The sequence below is a fragment of the Sphingorhabdus lutea genome, from assembly GCF_001889025.1.
Lineage (GTDB): Bacteria > Pseudomonadota > Alphaproteobacteria > Sphingomonadales > Sphingomonadaceae > Sphingorhabdus_B > Sphingorhabdus_B lutea.
In genome coordinates this window covers 1,288,888-1,309,387 of sequence record NZ_CP018154.1, presented here as the reverse complement: position 1 = coordinate 1,309,387, position 20,500 = coordinate 1,288,888, and the positions used below count along the sequence as shown (strand labels likewise).

Here is a 20,500-nt window from a genome sequence, read left to right as displayed (position 1 = left end):
CATGTTTAATATTTGGGGGGGATGGTAGCGAAGGAGGGACTTGAACCCCCGACCTATGGATTATGATTCCACCGCTCTAACCAGCTGAGCTACTTCGCCATCACAAATTTGCATCAAATAATGCAATTGGAAACGGGCCTATAGTCCGCTGGGCATAGCGGGTCAATATAGCAAAGACAAAAATATGAATATTTTTTCCCTTTGGCGTGAAAATATTTTTATCCGGCGCGAATTTGCCCCCGAAATTGCCATTTTTTTAATAATTCCCACGGCCCGCCCTTATATGCATGGGCGGCAAAGCCGGTAATGGTCATGTCGCGCGGGGTGAAATCCGCCTGTAAATTTTCCAATAAATTTTTTGCCTCTGCAGGAATAACCTTATTTTGAATGGTTATATGCAAACGGGGCTTATGTTGATCCTGCTGGGTTAACAATCCATGAAATGCATGCGCCATTTCTTGGCGCAGATGCACCAATGCGGGGCAATCGACATGATAGGCAACGCCGCGTCCCAAATGTATTAAACGGTCAATCTGGGCGTTTAACGGGGCATATTGCGCGCATAAATTTTTGCACATCGCAAATATCTCTGCCTGATGATGCGGCGGCAAATGGTGAAATAGGGTTAAATGCGCATCCAAATAGTTTCTTTCCGCCGGAAAATGCGTCTGGCGCAGCTTATTGGCCCATGCCTGATTTTTTGCATCAAATTGCGCGGTTAATATTATGGGGCATAGCTCATCATTCATCATATTGTCATGATGGCAATTACCCCATTTGGCAAGCAATGCATGACATGCTTTTACTTGACCAACGCCGCAATTTACGGAAACATTCGCGATAATGGGAAAAACATAGCCATGGAGAGGGGATATTTATGACAAAATTTGAGGTGAAGCCGCCGGTAATTTTCTGGGTGGTGGCCAGCATATTGACATTGTGGAACATTATGGGAATTACCGCATATTTAATGGATATGATGACCAGCAAGGACGCCATTGCATCAATGGATGAAATGACGCAGCATTTTGCATCAAAACAAAGCCTATGGTCGTTAAGCGCCTATGCCATTGCCGTTTGGGCGGGTATGGCAGGTGCGATTTCATTGTTAATTCGCCGCAAATTTGCCCTTACCGCCTATATCATTTCATTCATTGGCGTGATGGTTCAACAATATTGGATTTGGTTTGTGGCCGATGGTCAAAAATATATGGTCGGCGCAAATATTATCATGCCCATTTTGGTGGTCGGATTTGCAATTTTCAGCATATGGTTCGCGCGTCAATCGGCAGATAAGGGATATTTAAAATAAGTTTCTATTAGGGGTAGGCCGTGATACTCACGGCCCGCCGCTAATAACTCGTAACTTGTATTTTGCGAATTACATTTCACCGCGCTGTTTACGAATGGCATACCATTTTTCCACATTGGCATTATGTTCGGCCAATGTATCAGCAAAAATATGCCCACCCTTGCCATCGGCAACAAAATAAAGGGCATTGGTTTTTGCAGGGTTCAACACCGCCTCAATCGATGCTTTCGATGGATTGGCAATCGGCCCTTTGGGCAGGCCAATCATCGCATAAGTATTATAATCATTAACCGATTGGATTTCAGATTTCAAAATCCGCCGGCCCAGCGGTTTACCCTTTGTAATTGGGTAAATAATGGTGGGATCGGCCTGTAACATCATATTTTGGCGCAGGCGATTGGAATAAACCCCCGCAACAATGGGGCGTTCAGCCGCAATTTGGGTTTCTTTTTCCACAATGGCGGCCAAAATAATGGCCTCTTGCGGCGTTTTAACAACCGTATTGGGGGATCGTTTCGCCCAAAGCTCATCAATTGCCTTGGTCATGGCATCCTGCATACGGCCCAGCACTTTGGCGCGGCTTTCGCCCTTTTGAAAGCTATAGCTTTCGGGCATGACCGACCCCTCGGCTGGCACATCAATATCGCCGCTTAACTCCTCAATGGCCATTAAACGCTCATATACCATGATAGAGGGCATCCCCTCTGTTATGGTGACCAATCTTTGCCGAACCTTGCCACCTTGAATAATATTCAAAATATCGCGGTTGCTGGCCCCTGCGGGGATTAAATATTCACCCGGCTTTATGCTGGTCCCGCCGCCCAAAATTTTGGCGCGAAATAAAAATGCATCGGCGGATTTTAATAAATCGGCCTCCTCAAGCTGCTTGGCCGCCTTTGTTAACGACGCCCCCTTGGGAATAACCACGGTGACGTCACGTTCAGATGGCCCTGCCGCCGTCCAACCATAAACAAAATTTCCACCAATCAGCACCGCCGCCAATGCGAAAATACCAAAAATTAAGCAGCCAAATTTGCGCATTAAATTATATCGCCTTCATAATCAGGCTGGCATTGGTGCCGCCAAAACCAAAGCTATTGTTCAAAACAGCCCGCACCTGACGTTTTTTGGCAATATGGGGGACAAGGTCAACGCCGTCCGTTCCCTCATCAGGATTATCCAAATTTAATGTGGGCGGCACAATTTGGTCACGAATAGCAAGGATACAGAAAATCGCCTCTACAGCCCCTGCTCCGCCCAATAAATGGCCAATGGCTGATTTGGTCGAGCTCATCGACATATTGGCAATATCATCGCCAAATAACCGCTTTACCGACGCCAATTCAATGGTATCCGCCATGGTTGATGTGCCATGGGCATTGACATAATCAATATCCGCCGTGGTCAGACCAGATTTTTTCAATGCCATTTCCATGGCGCGATATGCGCCAAGGCCTTCTGGATGCGGCGCGGTGACATGATGCGCATCTCCCGAAAGGCCATAGCCAACAATTTCGGCATAAATTTTTGCGCCGCGTGCCTTTGCATGTTCATATTCTTCCAACACGACAACACCCGCGCCCTCGCCCATGACAAAGCCGTCACGGTCCTTATCATAAGGGCGGCTGGCTGCCTCTGGTCGGTCATTATAGGTCATGTTGAGCGCGCGCGCCTGTGCAAAGCCGGCAATGCCAATCGGGCAAATGGTGCTTTCAGCACCGCCCGCCAACATAATATCACAATCATCGTCGCGAATCATCCGCGCCGCATCACCAATGGAGTGTGCGCCCGTTGAACAAGCAGTCACAACCGCATGATTTGGCCCCATCAGGCCATATTTAATGCTAACCTGACCGGAGATAAGGTTGATAAGGCGTCCATGCACAAAATGCGGGCTGACTCGGCCTGGGCCTTTTTCCGCCAATATCAATGATTCAGATTCAATGCCCGGCAAACCGCCAATGCCCGACCCGATTGAACATCCTGCGCGATAACGCTGCTGTTCGGTCATTTCGGTCAATCCGGCATCTTCCAATGCCTGTCCCGCCGCATCAATGCCATAAACAATAAATGGATCAACCTGCCGCTGAACCTTGTGATCCACGCGTTTATTGGGGTCAAAGCCATATTCATGATCCGCTGGCTTAACTTCGCATGCAATGGTGCATTTTTGGTTGGATGCATCAAAACGGGTAATTGTTCCCGCCCCTGATTTAGAGGCCAAAATATTTGCCCAGCTTGTTTCAACATCCGCGCCCAATGGCGTGACCAAACCCAATCCCGTTACAACAACACGGCGCATCGAATATTCTCCAATAAATAATAAGATATATTTTTTGCCACAAATTTTACATAAAGACAAAAAAGAAAATGGCGCCTGCCACCCAAAATAAAGGGTCAACAACCGCCATTTATAATTTTAACTATAATCAATGGGTTTCACGCCCAAAAAGATTAAGCCTGCTTTTCAATAAAGTCGATTGCGTCCTTAACGGTTGCAATATCTTGTGCAGCTTCATCAGGAATTTCTACGTTAAATTCTTCTTCAAAAGCCATAACCAATTCAACAATGTCAAGGCTATCCGCGCCAAGATCATCGATAAAGCTTGCTTCTGGATTTACCTTATCGGCTTCGACGCCCAAATGTTCGACAACAATTTTTTGTACCCGTTCTGCTGTATCACTCATCTTTTGCTCCATTCTTCCTTTTGGGAGTTTCAATTTCACCTTTGCCCACTACTGCCAATATTACGTATAGGCAAGGGGGCAGTTATAATTATTCAATAGTTAATCACAAAATTTCCAATTTACAACATCGCCATGCCGCCATTTACGTGCAAAGTTTGGCCCGTCATATAACCCGCCTCATTTGATGCTAAATAGGCCACTGCCGCGCCAATGTCGCTTCCCTCGCCCATCCGGCCCATGGGAATCCGGCCATTTAGTGCATCTTTTTGCGCATCAGGCAACACATCGGTCATGGGCGTGGCGATAAAACCAGGTGCAACACAATTGACCGTAATGCCCCTGCTTGCCAATTCCTGTGCCAATGCCTTGGACATGCCGACAACGCCCGCTTTTGATGCGGCATAATTTGCTTGCCCTGGATTTCCCGTTGCGCCGACCACGCTGGTAATAGAAATAATTCGGCCAAATCGCGCCTTCATCATTGGACGGGCCGCCGCGCGGGCAAGGCGAAAATTTGATTCCAAATTAACGCGTATGACATCCGCCCATTCATCATCCTTCATCCGCATCGCCAAATTATCGCGGGTAATGCCGGCATTATTGACCAAAATGTCCAATTTACCGACCTTTTCAATCACCGCAGGGATTAAATTTTCAACATCTTCGGCATCGGATAAATTACATGCTACCACCTCATGATTATCGCCTTTCATTGTTGCTTTTACCTCGGCCAGAACAATTTGGCGTGTACCCGACAAAACAACCTGCGCCCCCTGAGCGGCCAATGCATGGGCAATCGCGCTGCCAATACCGCCGCTTGCACCCGTTACCAATGCAGTTTTTCCCGTTAAATCAAACATCAGATCATAACTCCTTTAAGAAATTTTCAATATCATCCATGGTCAAAATGGATGCTGTTTGCATGTCCGCTGCGCTGCGCTTCATCATGGGGGACAACACCTTGCCGCCCAATTCCACGCTATATGTCACGCCATCGGCCGCCATATTGATGGCGGTTTCGCGCCACCGCACCCTGCCCGTTACCTGCCGCACCAATAAATCGGATATTTCTTCGTTATTGCATGTTTTGGCGGCGGTGACATTGGCATATAAATCAACCACGCATTTCCCAAATGCCACATCGGCCAATGCTTCGGCCATTGCTTCACCTGCGGGTGCCATCATGGGGCAATGAAATGGCGCGGATACGGGCAATAATATGCCGCGTTTAATGCCATGATCCTTTACCATTTCAATCGCACGGTCAATCGCGCCCTTTGCGCCGGAAATAACAACTTGGCCTGGGTCATTATCATTGGCCACGGTGCAAATTTCACCCTGCGCCGCTGCATTTGCCAATGCCTCGGCCTTTTCAATATCCGCGCCCAGCAAAGCCGCCATGCTGCCCTCCCCCACGGGCACAGCCTTTTGCATTGCCTGTCCGCGCAATTTCAACAACTTTGCGGTGGTGGCAAGGTCAAACACCCCCGCCGCGCATAATGCGCTATATTCGCCAAGACTATGCCCCGCGACACAGGCGGCTTTTTCTGCCAAATTCATACCGCCCTCAACCTCCATCACGCGCAATGTTGCAATGGCGTTGGCCATGATTGCGGGCTGCGCATTTTCGGTTAAGGTCAAATCGGATTCCGGCCCTTCGCACATTAATTTAAATAAATGCTGGTTCAGAACATCATCAACTTCTTGAAAAACCGCCTTTGCCGTCGGACTTGCCTCGGCCAATGCCTTGCCCATGCCAACATGTTGACTGCCCTGCCCTGGAAAAATAAATGCACGCATTGAAATTTGCCCCTTAAAATTATTATAAATTTATCATGTCATGATATTTTATTTGCGATTAGCCGCTCTATATCCCCCAATGCAACAGCAAAGGGTATAATTTTATTATCGACATCATGCCCCATATCCGCATGACCCAAAAAGGGCAGATCCATTTTATCGCACCAATATCGCGCCATTTGTTCTATATCCATGCCAAATGCCCGGTCATTTTCGGGGATTGCGCCAAATCGGCCAATCATTAAACCCGCGGCCTTCATTTTTTTCAAATTGCCAATGACGTGGAAAAATAAACGGTCAATCGCATAATGATATTCGCCCACATCCTCCACCATCACTATATGGCCGCTTAAATCTGGCATAATATTCGTGCCCAATAACATGGATAGGGTCATTAAATTTATCGGCAGTAAAGGTTCGTTGAACTGTCGTCCCAAAACCGCATCAATTGAGGCAGAACCAGAAAGCCAATCCAGCACGCGGCGCACCGCCGCCTCGCCGCCTACTCTGCTTAAATCAATAGGCATCGGCCCGTGAACGGGAAAACCAATTTTATTTTTTGCCAACATGGAAAGCATATTTCCTATATCGCTATAGCCGATATAGATTTTCTGCCGCGCGGCATTGGTCAATAATGGGGCGGCTTCTTCGGCGATTCGGCATGAACCATATCCCCCCTTGGCAAACCAGATAATATCAATATTTGGGTCATTGGCCATTGACACAAATGCATCGCGACGCGCCGCATCATCCCCCGCAAAATGGCCATGATTGGCATAGCATTGCGGATGAATATTCAGGTGAAGCAAGGGATAATCCCTTTTCACAATGGCTTCTAAACTTGCGCCCAATTCATGGTCAATTGCCGTGGCCGGCGCACAAAGGCCAATATGTAATCCCATTTTATTTTCCATAAAATCATCCATCATGCTTGTCAGCCCATTGTCAAATGCTTTGAAACTAAATAGGCAGCATTTATGACAAAAAACACAGAATATTATTTTTGCGGCATTGGTGGTTCGGGCATGTTGCCGCTTGCCACCTTGGTTCAACGCGCTGGTTATTTGGTAAAGGGGTCGGATCGAAGCTATGATCAGGGACGTATTGCCGATAAATTTCTTTGGTTACAAGATGAGGGCATAGAAATTTTCCCCCAAGATGGTTCGGGCATCACTCATAAGGGGCAAATATTGGTCGCCTCTGCTGCTGTAGAGGACAGCGTCGCCGATGTTGTCGCTGCCCGCAAATTGGGCCTTGCGCGAATGACTCGCGCCGAATTATTGGCTAGCCTGTTTAACAAATCAAATCTGGGTGTTGCCATTGGTGGGACCAGCGGCAAATCAACGGTTACCGGCATGATTGGATGGATTGCGCATCATTGCGGCCTTTCCCCCAAAATAATGAATGGCGCGGTGATGAAAAATTTCATCAGCGATAAAAACCGCTTTGCCAGCGCCATTTCCGGTGATGGAGAAGCTTTTATTTCCGAAGTGGACGAAAGCGACGGCTCAATTGCGCTGTTCAATCCCCAAATTGCGGTTTTGAACAATATCACACTGGACCATAAATCAATGGAGGAGCTGCACCAGCTTTTTGGTGATTTTGCCGCAAAAGCGCCTCATCTTATTTGGAATATTGACGATGTGGAAAGCCGCAAATTGATGGATCTACGCCCGCATAGGGGGGCGGTCAGCTTTGGATTTACCAATGATGCGGATTTTTGCGCGACAAATATTATCCTGCATCCCATGGCCGCCAATTTCGATCTTTTATATAAGGATGAAATTTTTAAAGTGGCGTTACAGGTGCCGGGCAAACATAATATCGCCAATGCGCTGGCGGCAATTGCGGCAAGCATGGCGATGGGCATTAAATTATCAGATGCCATTGCGGCAATTGGCCAATTTTCCGGCCTGCGCCGCCGGTTTGAAATGGTTGGTACAACAAATGGCATAACCATTATTGATGATTTTGGGCATAATCCGGATAAAATAGCCGCCACATTATCGGCCATGAAGTCATTTAATGGCCGCGTTATCGCATTTTTCCAACCCCATGGTTTTGGCCCATTACGCTTGATGAAGGATGAATTGGCAGAGGTTTTTGCCAAATATTTAACCAAGGATGATCAGCTTATAATATGCGATCCGGTATATTTTGGCGGAACGGTTGATAAATCAGTCGGCACGCCGCAATTGGTGGAGGCGATTAACGCGCATCAACAAGTTCAAGCCCGCCATATCGCGCTGCGTGAAGAATGTGGCGCATATATTTCTGCTATTGCTGAAACCGGCGACCGCATCGCCATTATGGGCGCACGTGATGACAGCCTGTCATTATTTGCAGCCGATATGCTGGAAATGCTTGCAAATAGCGCGAAAGCAGACTAACGCCGCGACTTCGCAATAGAATCAGGCAACTGTTTTTATGTGAAAGATGAAAGCCGGAGGGGCGTTCGCATGGGGCGGCGTCAGCGATCGGTAGATGAAAGGAAGTGCCCATGCCGTTGTACGAGCATGTATTTTTGGCGCGTCAGGACCTGTCACAGGCTCAAGTAGACGCGCTGGCGGAAGCCAACACCAAATTGATCGAAGAAAATAAAGGCAAGGTTGTAAAAACCGAAACTTGGGGTCTTCGCTCTTTGGCTTATAAGATTCAAAAAAATCGTAAAGCCCATTATGTCATGTTGGAATTTGATGCACCAACCGATGTTGTTGCCGAATTGGAACGCGTGACCCGCATGAACGAAGATATTGTTCGTTATATGACGATCCGTGTTGATGCGCATGAAAGTGGCCCTTCGGTCATGATGCGTAAAAATGAACGTTCCGAACGTCGTCGCCCACGCGACAATAATGACGATTAATCTGGTTTAGGAGATAAAAAATATGGCACGTCCATTTTTCCGCCGCCGCAAATCTTGCCCTTTTCATGGCAAGGATGCGCCCGTAATTGATTATAAGGACACACGCCTGCTTCAGGGTTATATTTCTGAACGTGGCAAGATTGTTCCTTCCCGTATTACCGCCGTATCGGCAAAGAAGCAGCGCGAGTTGAGCAAAGCAATCAAACGCGCACGCCATATCGGCCTGCTTCCGTACATTGTGAAGTAAGGAGACGCGATCATGGATATTATTTTGTTGGAACGCGTTGAAAAGCTCGGCTCTATTGGTGACGTTGTTACCGTTAAAGACGGCTATGCGCGCAATTTCTTATTGCCGAATAAAAAGGCGTTACGCGCCAATGCAGTGAACAAGAAATTGTTCGAAGCAAATCGTGCAAAAATCGAAGCTGATAACGAAGCGCGCCGCGCCGAAGCTGAAAAAGAATCTGGCAATGTTGATGGTAAGCAGGTCGTCCTGATCCGCGCTGCATCAAATAGTGGCCAGCTATATGGTTCAGTATCGGTTCGCGACATTGTTGATTCTCTTGCTGCGCAAAATGCAGTTGTGAACCGCAGCATGGTCATTTTGGAACGTCCTATTAAGGAATTGGGCGTTTATGAAGTTCGTGTTGTTCTTCACCCCGAAGTAAGCGTTACCATTAGCGTAAACGTGGCACGCAGCGAAGACGAAGCTGAAATGCAAAAAGATGGCATTAATGTGATTGATCAAATGTTCGAAGAAGAACAAGCTGAAATCGCGGCAACCACCATCCAATTGCAAGAAGATCGTGAAGCAGCAGCCGATGAAGCAGAAGAAGCCGACGCTGCACGCGTTGCGGCACTTGCGGCGGCTCAAGCTGCTGCGGCTGCAGCGGCAAGCGAAGGTCTTTCTGCCGAAGCTGGTGAAGATAAAGACGCTTAATCAGCATTTATCATATTATAAAAATACCGCCTCATTCTTTGATGAATTGGGGCGGTTTTTTTATACATAAAACATAATCTTAAAACTGGTTTATCTTATTACAGATTAAGTATATCATGGCCAAATATATATCACAGCCAGCTTTGCGGCAATGTCACGCCCTCGCGCTCATTGTCCCAGATAATCGACATAATCCACCATCGCCCCGAACAATCGGCTCCATCATTCCATAAATGGACCATATTAACCCCGCGAAATAAAATATCCTCATCATCTAGATGTTCCCGCGCCACATATTCGGAAAATATATGCGCAATTTGGCCAAAATGGCTTTCACTTCTTTTGGTTTCAATTTCATAAAAGCTTTTATCTTTTAACAAGGGGATGGTCGCCGCGACAAAGCCATCATAATCAAATGTAAAGGCAACCGGTTTTCCATCAACGATTCGCGTCCGGGTGATTAGCGCGCTGGGATGATAAATTTCACGGTCGCGTACCCAATCCTGCCCCCCGGGCGGACCAGAAATTGATTCATATAATGTGCGCATCACCTCATCAATATTATCATATTTTGACATATTATTTTCTCTCCCATAAATGCACAGAATAATGCGAACTTAAATTGCGCATGGCGCAATCATCCGCTATGGCGATGCGCATAGTGCAATGCTTTGGCCAAAAAGGACAAATAAATAATGACCCGTCGACGCAAAATATATGAAGGTAAAGCCAAAATCCTTTATGAAGGTCCAGAGCCAGGCACGATTATCCAATATTTTAAGGATGATGCCACCGCCTTTAATGCCCAGAAAAAGGGGACGATAAATGGCAAAGGCGTAATCAATAATCGCATTTCGGAACATGTGTTTACACGTTTGGCGCATATTGGTATTCCCACCCATTTCATCCGCCGTTTGAACATGCGCGAACAATTGGTAAAACAAGTAGAAATAGTCCCGATTGAAGTTATAGTGCGCAATGTTGCTGCAGGCACTTTATCAAAACGCCTTGGTATCGAAGAAGGCACACCCCTGCCGCATACTTTGTTGGAATATTGCTATAAAGATGACAGCCTGGGTGATCCCTTAATCGCAGAGGAACATATTGCCTGCTTTGGTTGGGCCACGCAGGAGGAAATGCAAGATATTTCCAGCATGGCCATTCGGGTTAATGATTTCATGTCCGGCATGTTTGCGGGCATTGGAATTCGTTTGGTTGATTTCAAGCTAGAATTTGGCCGTTTTTTCGATGGCGATTTTGCGCGCATTATCCTGGCTGATGAAATCAGCCCCGATGGATGCCGCCTATGGGACATTGAAACCAATGAAAAATTGGACAAGGACCGTTTCCGCCGCGATTTGGGCGGAGAGGTAGAGGCATATCAAGAAGTTGCCCGCCGACTTGGCCTGTTACCTGATGAAGGCAGCAGCGAAATTATGGATTTGGATGCGCACCGCGCAAAGAAAAGTAAATAATTTTATTTGCCTAAATTATTGAGCTTTATCCCTTTTGAAGACAGCTATGCTGTGATAGCTGTTCTTCATGAGGAAAAATATTTTATCTAGCATTTCGCTATCCCGCCATGCCCTTGCCGCTGCGATTATCTTTTCTACGCCGCATATTTCATATGCGCAGGAACAGGTAGAAAATCAGACTGCTGAGCAGGAACAAGCCGAAATAAAGCAAGATGATGATAATCAAATTGCCAAAAATGCAGCGGATAAAATTGAAATTTCCCCCTCGCCCTATCGAGTAAAGGCATGGAATAGCGACAAATCCGACCTGCCTGCCCATCCAGATATTATCTATGGCCGCCTGCCCAATGGGCTCAAATATGCGATAAAGAAAAATTCGCGCCCCGAAAATCAGGTTTTAATCCGCATGGCGGTTGATTTTGGTTCAGCCGTAGAGGGCGAAGACGAACAAGGCCTTGCCCATTTTATTGAACATATGGCGTTTAATGGAACAACCAATGTTCCCGAAGGGGAAATGGTCAAAATATTGGAACGACTTGGCCTTGCCTTTGGCGCAGATACCAATGCATCGACGGGATTTACCCAAACACAATATCAATTGGACCTGCCAAATAATAGCGCAGAGTTAATCGAGGAATCATTATTCCTTATGCGCGAAACCGCCAGCGAGATAAGCTTCGCCCCCTCCGCTGTGGAGGCAGAGCGCGGCGTTATTTTAGAAGAAATGCGCGTGCGGGAAAATTATCAATATCAGGCATATAGGGCGGCGAGCAAATTTTTATCCCCCGGCACATATTCCGCAACCCGTTTTCCCATTGGCGCAGAAAATATATTAAAAACCGCCCCCGCCGACAGGATGAAATCATTATATCAAAAATGGTATCGCCCCGACCGCACCCGTATCATTGTGGTCGGCGCGGTGGATGTTGACCATATTGAAAGCCATATTATCGATCAATTTAGTGATTGGTCCGGCAGTGCGGCACAATATGGCCCGATAAATGGCTGTTATATTGATGTAAATCGGCCCAGCGAGGCCCAAATTTTTGAACATCCCCAAATCACGAACAGCATATTATTGGCCCAATTTTTTCAAGATAAATTTAGGGTGGATGATAAGGAACGTTTGGAAACATCACTCGGCCTATCCATCATCAACCAAATTTTAAGCAGCAGGATTGGCAGGCGGCAACAAGAAGAAGAATTGGTCCTACTGGGCGGGAATATATCCTATGACATGAACCAATGCCGCGAATATGCCCAGATTAGCAGCTCCATTTCCAGCAAAGATGGCGAATGGGAACGCGCATTGAACGAATTTTTACCCATGATTAAGCAAATTTCTGATTATGGATTTTCGGATACAGAATTTAACGATGCCATCAGCCGCATTGACCAAAATTTCAGAGATAATGCAGCGGGCGAATCCACCACATCCAGCGCCACATTCGCCAATGCATTGGTTGATGCAAATGACAGCGAAGTGGTGAATAGTGCCATTGATTTATTATCGGCATGGAATGAGATAAAATCCCATTTGGATAAGGATAAAATCCATAAATTATTCAACAATATTTATGGCAAAATGGACCGTCCATTGGTGTTCATGGCCACAAAGAATAAAGGCGATATTGACGAAAAATATCTTTTAAACGCGGTCAACAAAGCACGTGAAATTGATTTTGGTCCACCGAAACAGCGTGAAAAGGCACAATTTGCCTATGCCAAATTTGGCAAAGCGGGCAAGGTTGTTTTTGATGATAAAATTGATGATTTGGACATACGCACCATCCGTTTCAAAAATGGCGTGATGTTGAATCTGAAAAATACGGATTTTGAGGCCAGCACCGTGCGATTTGCGGTGCGCGCGGCGGGCGGCGCATTATCATTTGGCAGGGACAATGCAGATTATTCCACTTTTTTCAGCTCAACCTTTGCACAGGGCGGCGTCGGCAAACATGATATTAGCGATATGAGATCGATTTTGGCCGGTTCGTCCGCCAGCTTTGATTTGGACATTGGCGATGATTATTTTGGTGAATATGGAACGGTCAGCCCAAATGATTTAAAATTCCAAATGCAGCTTATTGCTTCTTTGATGACCGATCCCGCCTATCGCCAAGATGCCGTACGTTTATTTCAAAAGGCATTGCCCGAATTTTACACAAAATTAAAATCAACCCCTGGGTCGGTTTTGTCTATTGAATCGGCCAATATATTAAATGGTGATGATCCGCGTTTTACCCTGCCCTCATTGGCGCGATATAATGAAATGAATAGCGCGCAGTTGAAAAAGTTAATCGGCAATCAATTGATGACTGCACCGCTGGAAATCACCTTAATCGGCACATTTGACCAAGAAGATGCGATAAAAATTATCGCCGAAACATTTGGCGCATTGCCCAAAAGAAATGATATCATCCCCCAATTTACACAAGCCAGAGAGACAAATTGGTCGGATAATCGCGGCGAACATATTTTATATCATTTGGGTGAAAGAGACCAATTGGCGTGGCAGCGCGTTTGGACAATATCCGACGGGCGCGAGCAAAAAAAATCTGCCGCCATGGATTTATTGGCCCGAATCATCAATATTAAGCTGACCGATAAATTGCGTGAAGAATTGGGCGCAAGCTATTCCGCAGGGGCAAGTGCGGACATGTCGGAAATTTACCCAAATAGGGGAAGTTTTTCCATTACCACCAATGGCAATGTTGATAATGCAGACTTAATTGGCAAGGTTGTGGACGATATTATCGCCGATGTTACAAATAATTTGGTCAGCGAAGATATATTCAATCGGGCACGCACGCCGATATTGGAAAATTACCGCGATTGGAAAAGCAAAAACTCAACATGGGTTGGATGGATTGATGAGGCGCAGACCCTGCCCTCTGATTTAGATAAATTCCGCCATAGCGAGGATATTTTCCGCAGCATCACCATAGAAGATATTAGGATATTGGCGGCAGAACAATTATCGGGCCAAAAGCCATTTACGTTTAAGGTAATGCATGAAAGCTATCGCCCCAAAGCGGCGGAGACGCAAAATGATACGGCGCAGCTTGCAACAGGAACAGAGGGTTAAATATCAAAAATTTAATATCGTAAAAATTAAATATAAAATAAAATAGAAGGGGCAAAGCCATGCTTACCCCTTGGTTTTATAACCCGCGATAATACCAAAGATAAAGGCAAGAAATAACCCAAGTTGAACCTGCTCATTTTCGCCATTCCAACCCAATAATTCATGGCCAAAACCGAATAGTGCAATAAACATCATCGTTGCCAAGCCAACCATTTTATTCTCCTGCATCATGAATAAATAAAATAAAAATTCGCCAGATAATTACTCAATTGGGGTTAATATTTGGTGAAAATCGCTTGGATGTATATTTTTTGGGCAATGCCTCTTGCTTCCCACGCCATGCACTTTATAGCAGCAATAAATTATACAGCATGTAATTTAAATTTAGGCATGAAGGAAAGTTACCCATGAACATTCGCGTTTTTGTGACCTTAAAAAATGGCGTTTTGGATCCCCAAGGTCGCGCAATCCACCATGCAATTGAAAATTTGGGATTTGAAGGCGTGAATGATGTGCGCGCGGGCCGTTTAATTGAATTGGATGTTGATCCGGCGGTAACCGACGAACAAATTGCAGAAATCTGCACCAAATTACTGGCCAATATGGTGATTGAGAATTTCGAAATTCAACGGGTATAATTTTTTTACAGCAAGGGTTAAGATGATGAAAGCGGCCGTTATTCAATTTCCAGGTTCCAATTGCGACCGCGACATGGCGGTGGCAATTTCCAGCATTACCGGCGCGGAAACCTTGCTTGTTTGGCATGGTGATAGCAGCCTGCCCGATGGGGTCGATTTAATCGCCATTCCGGGCGGTTTTTCATATGGCGATTATTTGCGTTCCGGCGCAATGGCTGCGCGTTCCCCGATTATGCAAGACGTTGTTGCGGCGGCAAATCGCGGCGTTCCTACTTTAGGCGTGTGTAATGGTTTTCAAATTTTGACCGAGGCAGGGTTATTACCCGGCGCGTTAATGCGCAATGCGGGTATAAATTTTATCTGCCGCAATGTGCCACTAAACGTTGAAAATAATAGCACGCCATTCACATCACAATATAAAAAGGGGGAGCAGGTAATGTTTCCTGTTGCGCATCATGATGGCAATTATTTTGCTGATGATGCCACATTGGATATGTTGGAAAATGATGGCCGTATTGCATTTCGCTATGGCGAATATGTCAATGGTTCGGCGCGTAATATTGCCGGAATATTAAACGAAAAAGGCAATGTTTTGGGCATGATGCCGCATCCTGAACGGATGATTGAAACTATGCATGGAGGCAGCGATGGCCGCCGATTATTTGAAGGGCTTATCGCTGCTTTGGCGTGAGTGATACTTTATTTTTTTTGAATAATCTTTACTAACCGCCCTATATTAAATCGGTGCTTTTCTGAATTGGCGCATCCTGTTCAATAAAATCAGGGCCGTCTTTGATATTTTTCTTTGCCGGCTGCAACCAGCGTCCAATAAGCAATAATATGCTGGGCCAAAACATTGTATTCCAAATATCATGCCAATGTTCGGCATCGGGCACCTGTCCTGTATATTTATAGGATTGGATAATATCGACCTTATAATCCAAATATTCACCCGTTAATGCGGCAATAAGCGCAGCAGACCAGGCAACAAACCATCCACCACGCCCGCGCCAGCAAAGCCGAACGATGATAAAAATCGCCATTCCGATATGCACGTGCATCGCATCTTTGCCAAGGCCAGTCATGGATAATATATCAAGTTTAAATGACTGAAAACTAACGGGGTCTAAAAACCAATTCATGTAAATAAATATGCCTTTTTACGGTTAGTTTTGGGCCGATGATTTATTATTGGCAAAGGGCGAGAAATTCGTATCATCATCATAAACGTCAATCGCCTCTGCCTTTTTTAATTTATGCACCACAAAATAAGTCACCGGGGTTAATAATATTTCCCAGCCCACTTTCAATGCCCAATTGGTGTACATCACCTCGATTAACTGGGCATTACTCCATGTTAAATAAAATGCAATTGGATAAAATAACAGGCTGTCGACCGCCTGTCCCACTATTGTCGAACCAATGGTCCGCGTCCATAAATATTTACCCTTGGTCAATAATTTTAGCCGCGCCATGACATAGCTGTTCACAAATTCGCCCGCCCAAAATGCGGTGATTGAGGCCAAAACAATGCGCCACGCATTGGCAAATACCGTTTCATATGCCGCCTGCCCGTCCCATCCATCCGCAGGTGGCAAGGCAACAACAATATAGCTCATCACCGCCATGAAAATCATTGCTGCAAAGCCGGTCCAAATAACTCGCCGTGCGCGGGCATAGCCATAAATTTCGGTTAAAATATCGCCAATAACATAACCAAGAGGGAAAAATAAAATGCCTGCGCCAAAAATATGCGTGCTACCCCCAATATTTATGGCGGATAATTTCGACGCGCCGATAATATTTGATAATAATAATATGGTGACAAAGGCTGCCATGACATATTCAAAATATTTAAACCGATATTCGGTTAAATTTTTCGCGCTCATATGGTTGATTTGATCCGACATATTGGCCCTGAATGAAAAATAATTACAAAATATGCCATAACCTGCTTTTCACTTTGCTGCAAAGCGGTTAAGGAGCATTTGCGTGCGCCCTTAGCTCAGCTGGATAGAGCGCGAGACTTCTAATCTTGAGGCCACAGGTTCGACTCCTGTAGGGCGCGCCACTTTTTTTGATGAACATCATGCCTATATTGGCAATTCACATCATATAATGGAAAAACGCCATGCCTGCTTTGCTGAATATAAATGATAAAGATTTTGATGCAAAATTGGCCCGTTTAACACATCGTCAGTCAGAGAATCTGTCGGATATTTCAGGCGATGTTGCCAATATTATTGCCGATGTGCGCCGTGATGGTGATAAGGCATTATATTATTTTACACAAAAATTTGATGGTTTTACATTAAATGATGACAATTTACGCGTCAGCCAATCAGAAATTGACGATGCATTAAACAAGGTTAGCGATGATCAGCTTTCGGCCCTAAAAATGGCGGCCAATCGCATAGCTGCTTATCATGAAAGACAACGGCCTGATGATGCATTGTGGGTTGATGATGATGGTGTTACCCTTGGCTGGCGCTGGGGCGCGGTGGATGCGGTGGGCATTTACGTGCCCGGCGGCAAGGCGAGCTATCCCTCCAGCGTGTTAATGAACGCCATTCCTGCAAAGGTTGCGGGGGTGCCGCGCATTGCCATGGTCGTTCCCACCCCAAATAATGTGATGAACCCGTTGGTTCTTGCCGCCGCGCACATATCCGGGGTGAGCGAGATTTTCCGCATTGGCGGGGCGCATGCCGTGGCGGCCCTTGCCTATGGCACAAAAAATATTACCGCCGTTGATAAAATTGTGGGGCCAGGTAATGCCTTTGTCGCAGAGGCAAAACGCCAAATTTTTGGCCGTGTCGGCATTGATACCATTGCCGGTCCATCGGAAATTTTGGTGGTCAGCGATGATAAAAATAATCCCTCATGGATTGCCGCTGATTTGCTAAGCCAATCGGAACATGATCCCGACGCGCAATCCATTTTCATCACCGATAATGGTGACTATGCAAACCATGTTTGCCGCGCGATAGAGGAGCAGTTAAACGGCCATAGCCGAGCAGATATTGCCCGCACCGCATGGGAAAATAATGGCAGCGTCATCATCGTCAACAAATTGGATGAAGCACCCCAGATTATCAATAAAATCGCGCCGGAACATTTGGAATTGGCCGTTGATAATCCCGAAAGCTTAATGGAAAATATCCGCCATGCGGGCGCCATTTTCATGGGCCGCCACAGCCCAGAGGCAATTGGCGATTATATTGCCGGACCAAATCATGTGCTGCCCACATCGGGGGTCGCCCGATTTGCCAGCGGTCTGTCCACTTTGGATTTTATGAAGCGCACCTCCATCATTGGGTGTAACGCCGAATCATTGGCGAATATAGGTCCAGCGGCCGATATTTTGGCACAGGGAGAGGGCCTTGAAAGCCATGGCCGCTCCATCTCCATACGTTTGGAACAATTGAACGAATCACCCAAATAATAAATCGCGCAATTTTTGCCTTTGCCATATAGCATCTCCAAATTGGGATGCGTGGAAAATTGCCGCACGACGGTGCAATCCGGCATCACAATCATGGGTAAAGCCAAAACCGCCATGAAATTGGATTGCACGGTCGGACACGGACGAATATGATTTTTCGGTTGCCGCCTTTGCCATACGAACCGCAATTTCGCCCTGCCTTTGTTGGTCCATATTGCCCATTTGGCCAAAATTTGCTGCCGCGCTTAACATTAAAGACCGCGCATTTTCAAACGCCGCATATTCATTGACCATTGGATGTTTTAACGCCTGATATTCGCCAATAATTTTGCCAAATTGTTTGCGCGTACGCAAATATTCCAATGTATAATCAATCACCCTATGCGTGCCGCCGGCCATTTCGGCGGATTGCAGTAAATTGGTGACCAATTCTATCCTCGCCAATATGGCGGGCACATCATTGCATTTTAATATTTGCGATTTGGGAATGGTCACGCCGTCAAAATTGATGCTCGCGCTTCTTTTTGTTTCATCGATAATGATTTCACGCCGCATTGCCGCATTGTCCAAATCATGACGGTTCACCCAAATAATCACTGGGGCATTGTCCATCATCATATTTACCAATATGAAATCCGCCGCCTGCGCCCACATGACGAAATTTTTGGTACCTGATAGTTGCAGCATTTCACCATTTATAGTGGCGGTGCATTTTATCTGGTCTAAATTCCAATCGCCTTCTTGCTCTATCAGGGCCAAAGAGGCTACCTCCCCGCCAATAATTCGCGGCAATAACAGCGATTTTTGCGCATCATCATTTCCCGCCAAAATCATCTGCGCGGCAATATGCGATGTGACAAATGGTCCGGCCATTAAATGACGCCCCATTTGTTCTACCATCGCGGCCAATTCACCCAACCCCAATCCAATACCACCAAATTGTTCGGATATACCAACGCCCATCCAACCCATTTGCGCCATTTCGGCATAAATTTCTTGGTCATAACCATCGCTGCTATCAATTAAAGATCGCACCTTATCAATGGGGGATTTATCGCGGCAAAAGGCGCCAGCCACCTCGCCCAGCTCTATTTGCTCCTCACTATATGATATTGATGGAAATTCCATGTCTCTCTCCTCAATTTTTTCGCCCATGAATATACCGAAAAATTTAATCGCTCCATTAACATTGGAGCATAAAGCAGCGCATTTATGCAAGCATCAAATGAAAAACATGAATTTTTGCAAAAACTATTGTCAAATTGTCGCTTTGCGCTTGCCAAAAGCTGATGTGTTGATTAGACGCGCAATTCATGATGGGCGTATAGCTCAGTGGTAGAGCACTATGTTGACATCGTAGGGGTCGCAAGTTCAATCCTTGCTACGCCCACCATCATAAAAATCGGTTTCATTTTTTAACCGACCAGTTAAAATTTGCTGGATATATTATTTTTTCATGCCTAGCATATGGTCATGACATTATCTAAAATCTTATCCCAAATAAAAAGTGGCAGTGAAAGCCACCATTTGACCGTGCCAGAAAATTGGCTACAGGGACGCACCTGCTATGGCGGGTTAAGCAGCGCAATGGCATGGAAGGCCGCATCCATATTGGCCGATGACCTGCCCCCTTTGCAATCCGCGCAAATTGCCTTTTCTGGCCCTTTATCGGGTGATATTGAAATAAGAGCACATATTTTACGTCGCGGCAAAAATACCGCCTCCATCCGCAGCGATATTTATTGCGGCGATGATATTGGCCTTGCCTGCACCTTTATTTTTATGAATAGACGCGAAAGCCATTTGGATTTTGCCGATATAGCTGCACCTAATTTTCCCGATATACCCAAGGACGAAGACCGGCGCAGTGGCCCGCCCGCATTTTTTACCCAAAATATGGAATATGGCGATAAGCGTTTAACCCTTGGTCAAAATATACCGCGCCTGTCGGCATGGAATCGGATTATCGAACGTGACGGCTTAGACCCCATGGCCGATTTAATCTGCAATGGCGATGCATTGCCCCCTTCTGCCATGGGGTTGATGAGCACAGCCGGCATGGTTAGTTCGATGAATTGGCAGTTCAACCTGTTAACCGACAATCCCCAAACCAATGACGGATGGTGGTATTTGGACAGCCAAACCCATTATGCAGGCAAGGGATCGTCCAGCCAATATATGACCATGTATAATAGTGAGGGCGAGCCCATGTTAACTGGCATGCAATCGGTTGCCATTTTCAGTTAACACC

The 20,500-nt window shown here is 46.1% G+C and carries 23 protein-coding genes and 3 tRNA genes; 13 read left to right on the top strand and 13 right to left on the bottom strand.

Annotation, left to right across the window (positions count from 1 at the left end; genetic code table 11):
- Positions 1–22 precede the first annotated feature (22 nt).
- Together LPB140_RS06220 and LPB140_RS06215 are read right to left on the bottom strand one after the other, a co-directional pair.
- Positions 23–99: transfer RNA gene (locus LPB140_RS06220), tRNA-Met, on the bottom strand.
- Between the two features lie 119 nt (positions 100–218).
- Entirely contained in the window at positions 219–752 is a 534-nt protein-coding gene (locus LPB140_RS06215; RefSeq protein WP_232223368.1) for a 2'-5' RNA ligase family protein, read from the bottom strand.
- A 125-nt stretch (positions 753–877) separates the two neighbouring features.
- On the opposite strand from LPB140_RS06215, the gene LPB140_RS06210 reads away from it, so the two are divergent.
- Entirely contained in the window at positions 878–1,312 is a 435-nt protein-coding gene (locus tag LPB140_RS06210) for a hypothetical protein (protein WP_072559098.1), read from the top strand.
- Positions 1,313–1,381: 69 nt separating this feature from the next.
- Here LPB140_RS06210 and mltG read toward each other — a convergent pair whose 3' ends face one another.
- The 6 genes from mltG to LPB140_RS06180 form a co-directional block, all read right to left on the bottom strand.
- A complete protein-coding gene (mltG, locus tag LPB140_RS06205) occupies positions 1,382–2,353 on the bottom strand; it encodes an endolytic transglycosylase MltG (RefSeq protein ID WP_072559097.1) in 972 nt (323 codons plus the stop codon).
- Positions 2,354–2,357: 4 nt separating this feature from the next.
- Entirely contained in the window at positions 2,358–3,614 is a 1,257-nt protein-coding gene (fabF, locus tag LPB140_RS06200; RefSeq protein WP_072560543.1) for a beta-ketoacyl-ACP synthase II, read from the bottom strand.
- A 152-nt stretch (positions 3,615–3,766) separates the two neighbouring features.
- Positions 3,767–4,000: an acyl carrier protein gene (locus tag LPB140_RS06195; RefSeq protein ID WP_072559096.1), complete on the bottom strand. Its 234-nt coding sequence runs from the start codon at positions 3,998–4,000 to the stop codon at positions 3,767–3,769.
- 119 nt (positions 4,001–4,119) lie between these two features.
- A complete protein-coding gene (gene fabG / locus LPB140_RS06190; protein ID WP_072559095.1) occupies positions 4,120–4,860 on the bottom strand; it encodes a 3-oxoacyl-ACP reductase FabG in 741 nt (246 codons plus the stop codon).
- A 4-nt stretch (positions 4,861–4,864) separates the two neighbouring features.
- Positions 4,865–5,800 carry an ACP S-malonyltransferase gene (gene fabD / locus LPB140_RS06185; RefSeq protein WP_072559094.1) on the bottom strand — a complete coding sequence of 312 codons (936 nt, stop codon included), beginning with the start codon at positions 5,798–5,800 and terminating at the stop codon, positions 4,865–4,867.
- Positions 5,801–5,838: 38 nt separating this feature from the next.
- On the bottom strand, positions 5,839–6,729 hold the full coding sequence (locus LPB140_RS06180) for an LD-carboxypeptidase (RefSeq protein WP_232223367.1): 891 nt from the start codon (positions 6,727–6,729) through the stop codon (positions 5,839–5,841).
- Positions 6,730–6,777: 48 nt separating this feature from the next.
- Here LPB140_RS06180 and LPB140_RS06175 point away from each other — a divergent pair, with 48 nt between their 5' ends.
- From LPB140_RS06175 to rplI, 4 genes are all read left to right on the top strand, one after another.
- Positions 6,778–8,190: a Mur ligase family protein gene (locus tag LPB140_RS06175; RefSeq protein ID WP_072559093.1), complete on the top strand. Its 1,413-nt coding sequence runs from the start codon at positions 6,778–6,780 to the stop codon at positions 8,188–8,190.
- A 110-nt stretch (positions 8,191–8,300) separates the two neighbouring features.
- Positions 8,301–8,666, top strand: coding sequence for a 30S ribosomal protein S6 (rpsF, locus tag LPB140_RS06170; protein ID WP_072559092.1), 366 nt, complete (start codon positions 8,301–8,303; stop codon positions 8,664–8,666).
- Between the two features lie 22 nt (positions 8,667–8,688).
- Positions 8,689–8,913: a 30S ribosomal protein S18 gene (gene rpsR, locus LPB140_RS06165; RefSeq protein ID WP_072559091.1), complete on the top strand. Its 225-nt coding sequence runs from the start codon at positions 8,689–8,691 to the stop codon at positions 8,911–8,913.
- Positions 8,914–8,925: 12 nt separating this feature from the next.
- A complete protein-coding gene (rplI, locus tag LPB140_RS06160) occupies positions 8,926–9,606 on the top strand; it encodes a 50S ribosomal protein L9 (protein WP_083550095.1) in 681 nt (226 codons plus the stop codon).
- 131 nt (positions 9,607–9,737) lie between these two features.
- Here rplI and LPB140_RS06155 read toward each other — a convergent pair whose 3' ends face one another.
- A complete protein-coding gene (locus LPB140_RS06155) occupies positions 9,738–10,184 on the bottom strand; it encodes a hypothetical protein (RefSeq protein ID WP_072559090.1) in 447 nt (148 codons plus the stop codon).
- A 117-nt stretch (positions 10,185–10,301) separates the two neighbouring features.
- On the opposite strand from LPB140_RS06155, the gene purC reads away from it, so the two are divergent.
- Together purC and LPB140_RS06145 are read left to right on the top strand one after the other, a co-directional pair.
- Positions 10,302–11,081 (top strand): phosphoribosylaminoimidazolesuccinocarboxamide synthase, encoded by a 780-nt coding sequence (purC, locus tag LPB140_RS06150; RefSeq protein ID WP_072559089.1) that lies wholly within the window; start codon positions 10,302–10,304, stop codon positions 11,079–11,081.
- A 67-nt stretch (positions 11,082–11,148) separates the two neighbouring features.
- Complete coding sequence (locus LPB140_RS06145) at positions 11,149–14,169, top strand: M16 family metallopeptidase (RefSeq protein ID WP_072559088.1); 3,021 nt, start codon at positions 11,149–11,151, stop codon at positions 14,167–14,169.
- A 63-nt stretch (positions 14,170–14,232) separates the two neighbouring features.
- Here LPB140_RS06145 and LPB140_RS12335 read toward each other — a convergent pair whose 3' ends face one another.
- Positions 14,233–14,400, bottom strand: coding sequence for a hypothetical protein (locus LPB140_RS12335; RefSeq protein ID WP_156874152.1), 168 nt, complete (start codon positions 14,398–14,400; stop codon positions 14,233–14,235).
- A 176-nt stretch (positions 14,401–14,576) separates the two neighbouring features.
- Between LPB140_RS12335 and purS the strand changes: the two genes are divergently transcribed.
- A complete protein-coding gene (gene purS / locus LPB140_RS06140) occupies positions 14,577–14,807 on the top strand; it encodes a phosphoribosylformylglycinamidine synthase subunit PurS (protein WP_072559087.1) in 231 nt (76 codons plus the stop codon).
- Positions 14,808–14,832: 25 nt separating this feature from the next.
- Complete coding sequence (gene purQ / locus LPB140_RS06135; protein ID WP_072560538.1) at positions 14,833–15,498, top strand: phosphoribosylformylglycinamidine synthase subunit PurQ; 666 nt, start codon at positions 14,833–14,835, stop codon at positions 15,496–15,498.
- Positions 15,499–15,538: 40 nt separating this feature from the next.
- On the opposite strand, the gene LPB140_RS06130 is transcribed toward purQ, so the two are convergent.
- Together LPB140_RS06130 and LPB140_RS06125 are read right to left on the bottom strand one after the other, a co-directional pair.
- Positions 15,539–15,949, bottom strand: a complete 411-nt coding sequence (locus tag LPB140_RS06130) for a hypothetical protein (protein ID WP_072559086.1) — start codon at positions 15,947–15,949, stop codon at positions 15,539–15,541.
- 24 nt (positions 15,950–15,973) lie between these two features.
- Complete coding sequence (locus tag LPB140_RS06125; RefSeq protein ID WP_072559085.1) at positions 15,974–16,717, bottom strand: queuosine precursor transporter; 744 nt, start codon at positions 16,715–16,717, stop codon at positions 15,974–15,976.
- A gap of 84 nt (positions 16,718–16,801) precedes the next feature.
- Between LPB140_RS06125 and LPB140_RS06120 the strand changes: the two genes are divergently transcribed.
- Positions 16,802–16,878: transfer RNA gene (locus LPB140_RS06120), tRNA-Arg, on the top strand.
- 60 nt (positions 16,879–16,938) lie between these two features.
- A complete protein-coding gene (hisD, locus tag LPB140_RS06115; protein ID WP_072559084.1) occupies positions 16,939–18,249 on the top strand; it encodes a histidinol dehydrogenase in 1,311 nt (436 codons plus the stop codon).
- Here hisD and LPB140_RS06110 read toward each other — a convergent pair.
- Complete coding sequence (locus LPB140_RS06110) at positions 18,238–19,404, bottom strand: acyl-CoA dehydrogenase family protein (protein ID WP_083550091.1); 1,167 nt, start codon at positions 19,402–19,404, stop codon at positions 18,238–18,240. The genes hisD and LPB140_RS06110 overlap by 12 nt on opposite strands.
- A gap of 163 nt (positions 19,405–19,567) precedes the next feature.
- Here LPB140_RS06110 and LPB140_RS06100 point away from each other — a divergent pair.
- Both LPB140_RS06100 and LPB140_RS06095 read left to right on the top strand, forming a co-directional pair.
- A tRNA-Val gene (locus tag LPB140_RS06100) sits at positions 19,568–19,642 on the top strand.
- An 80-nt stretch (positions 19,643–19,722) separates the two neighbouring features.
- Positions 19,723–20,496, top strand: a complete 774-nt coding sequence (locus tag LPB140_RS06095) for a thioesterase family protein (RefSeq protein WP_072560534.1) — start codon at positions 19,723–19,725, stop codon at positions 20,494–20,496.
- Positions 20,497–20,500 lie beyond the last annotated feature (4 nt).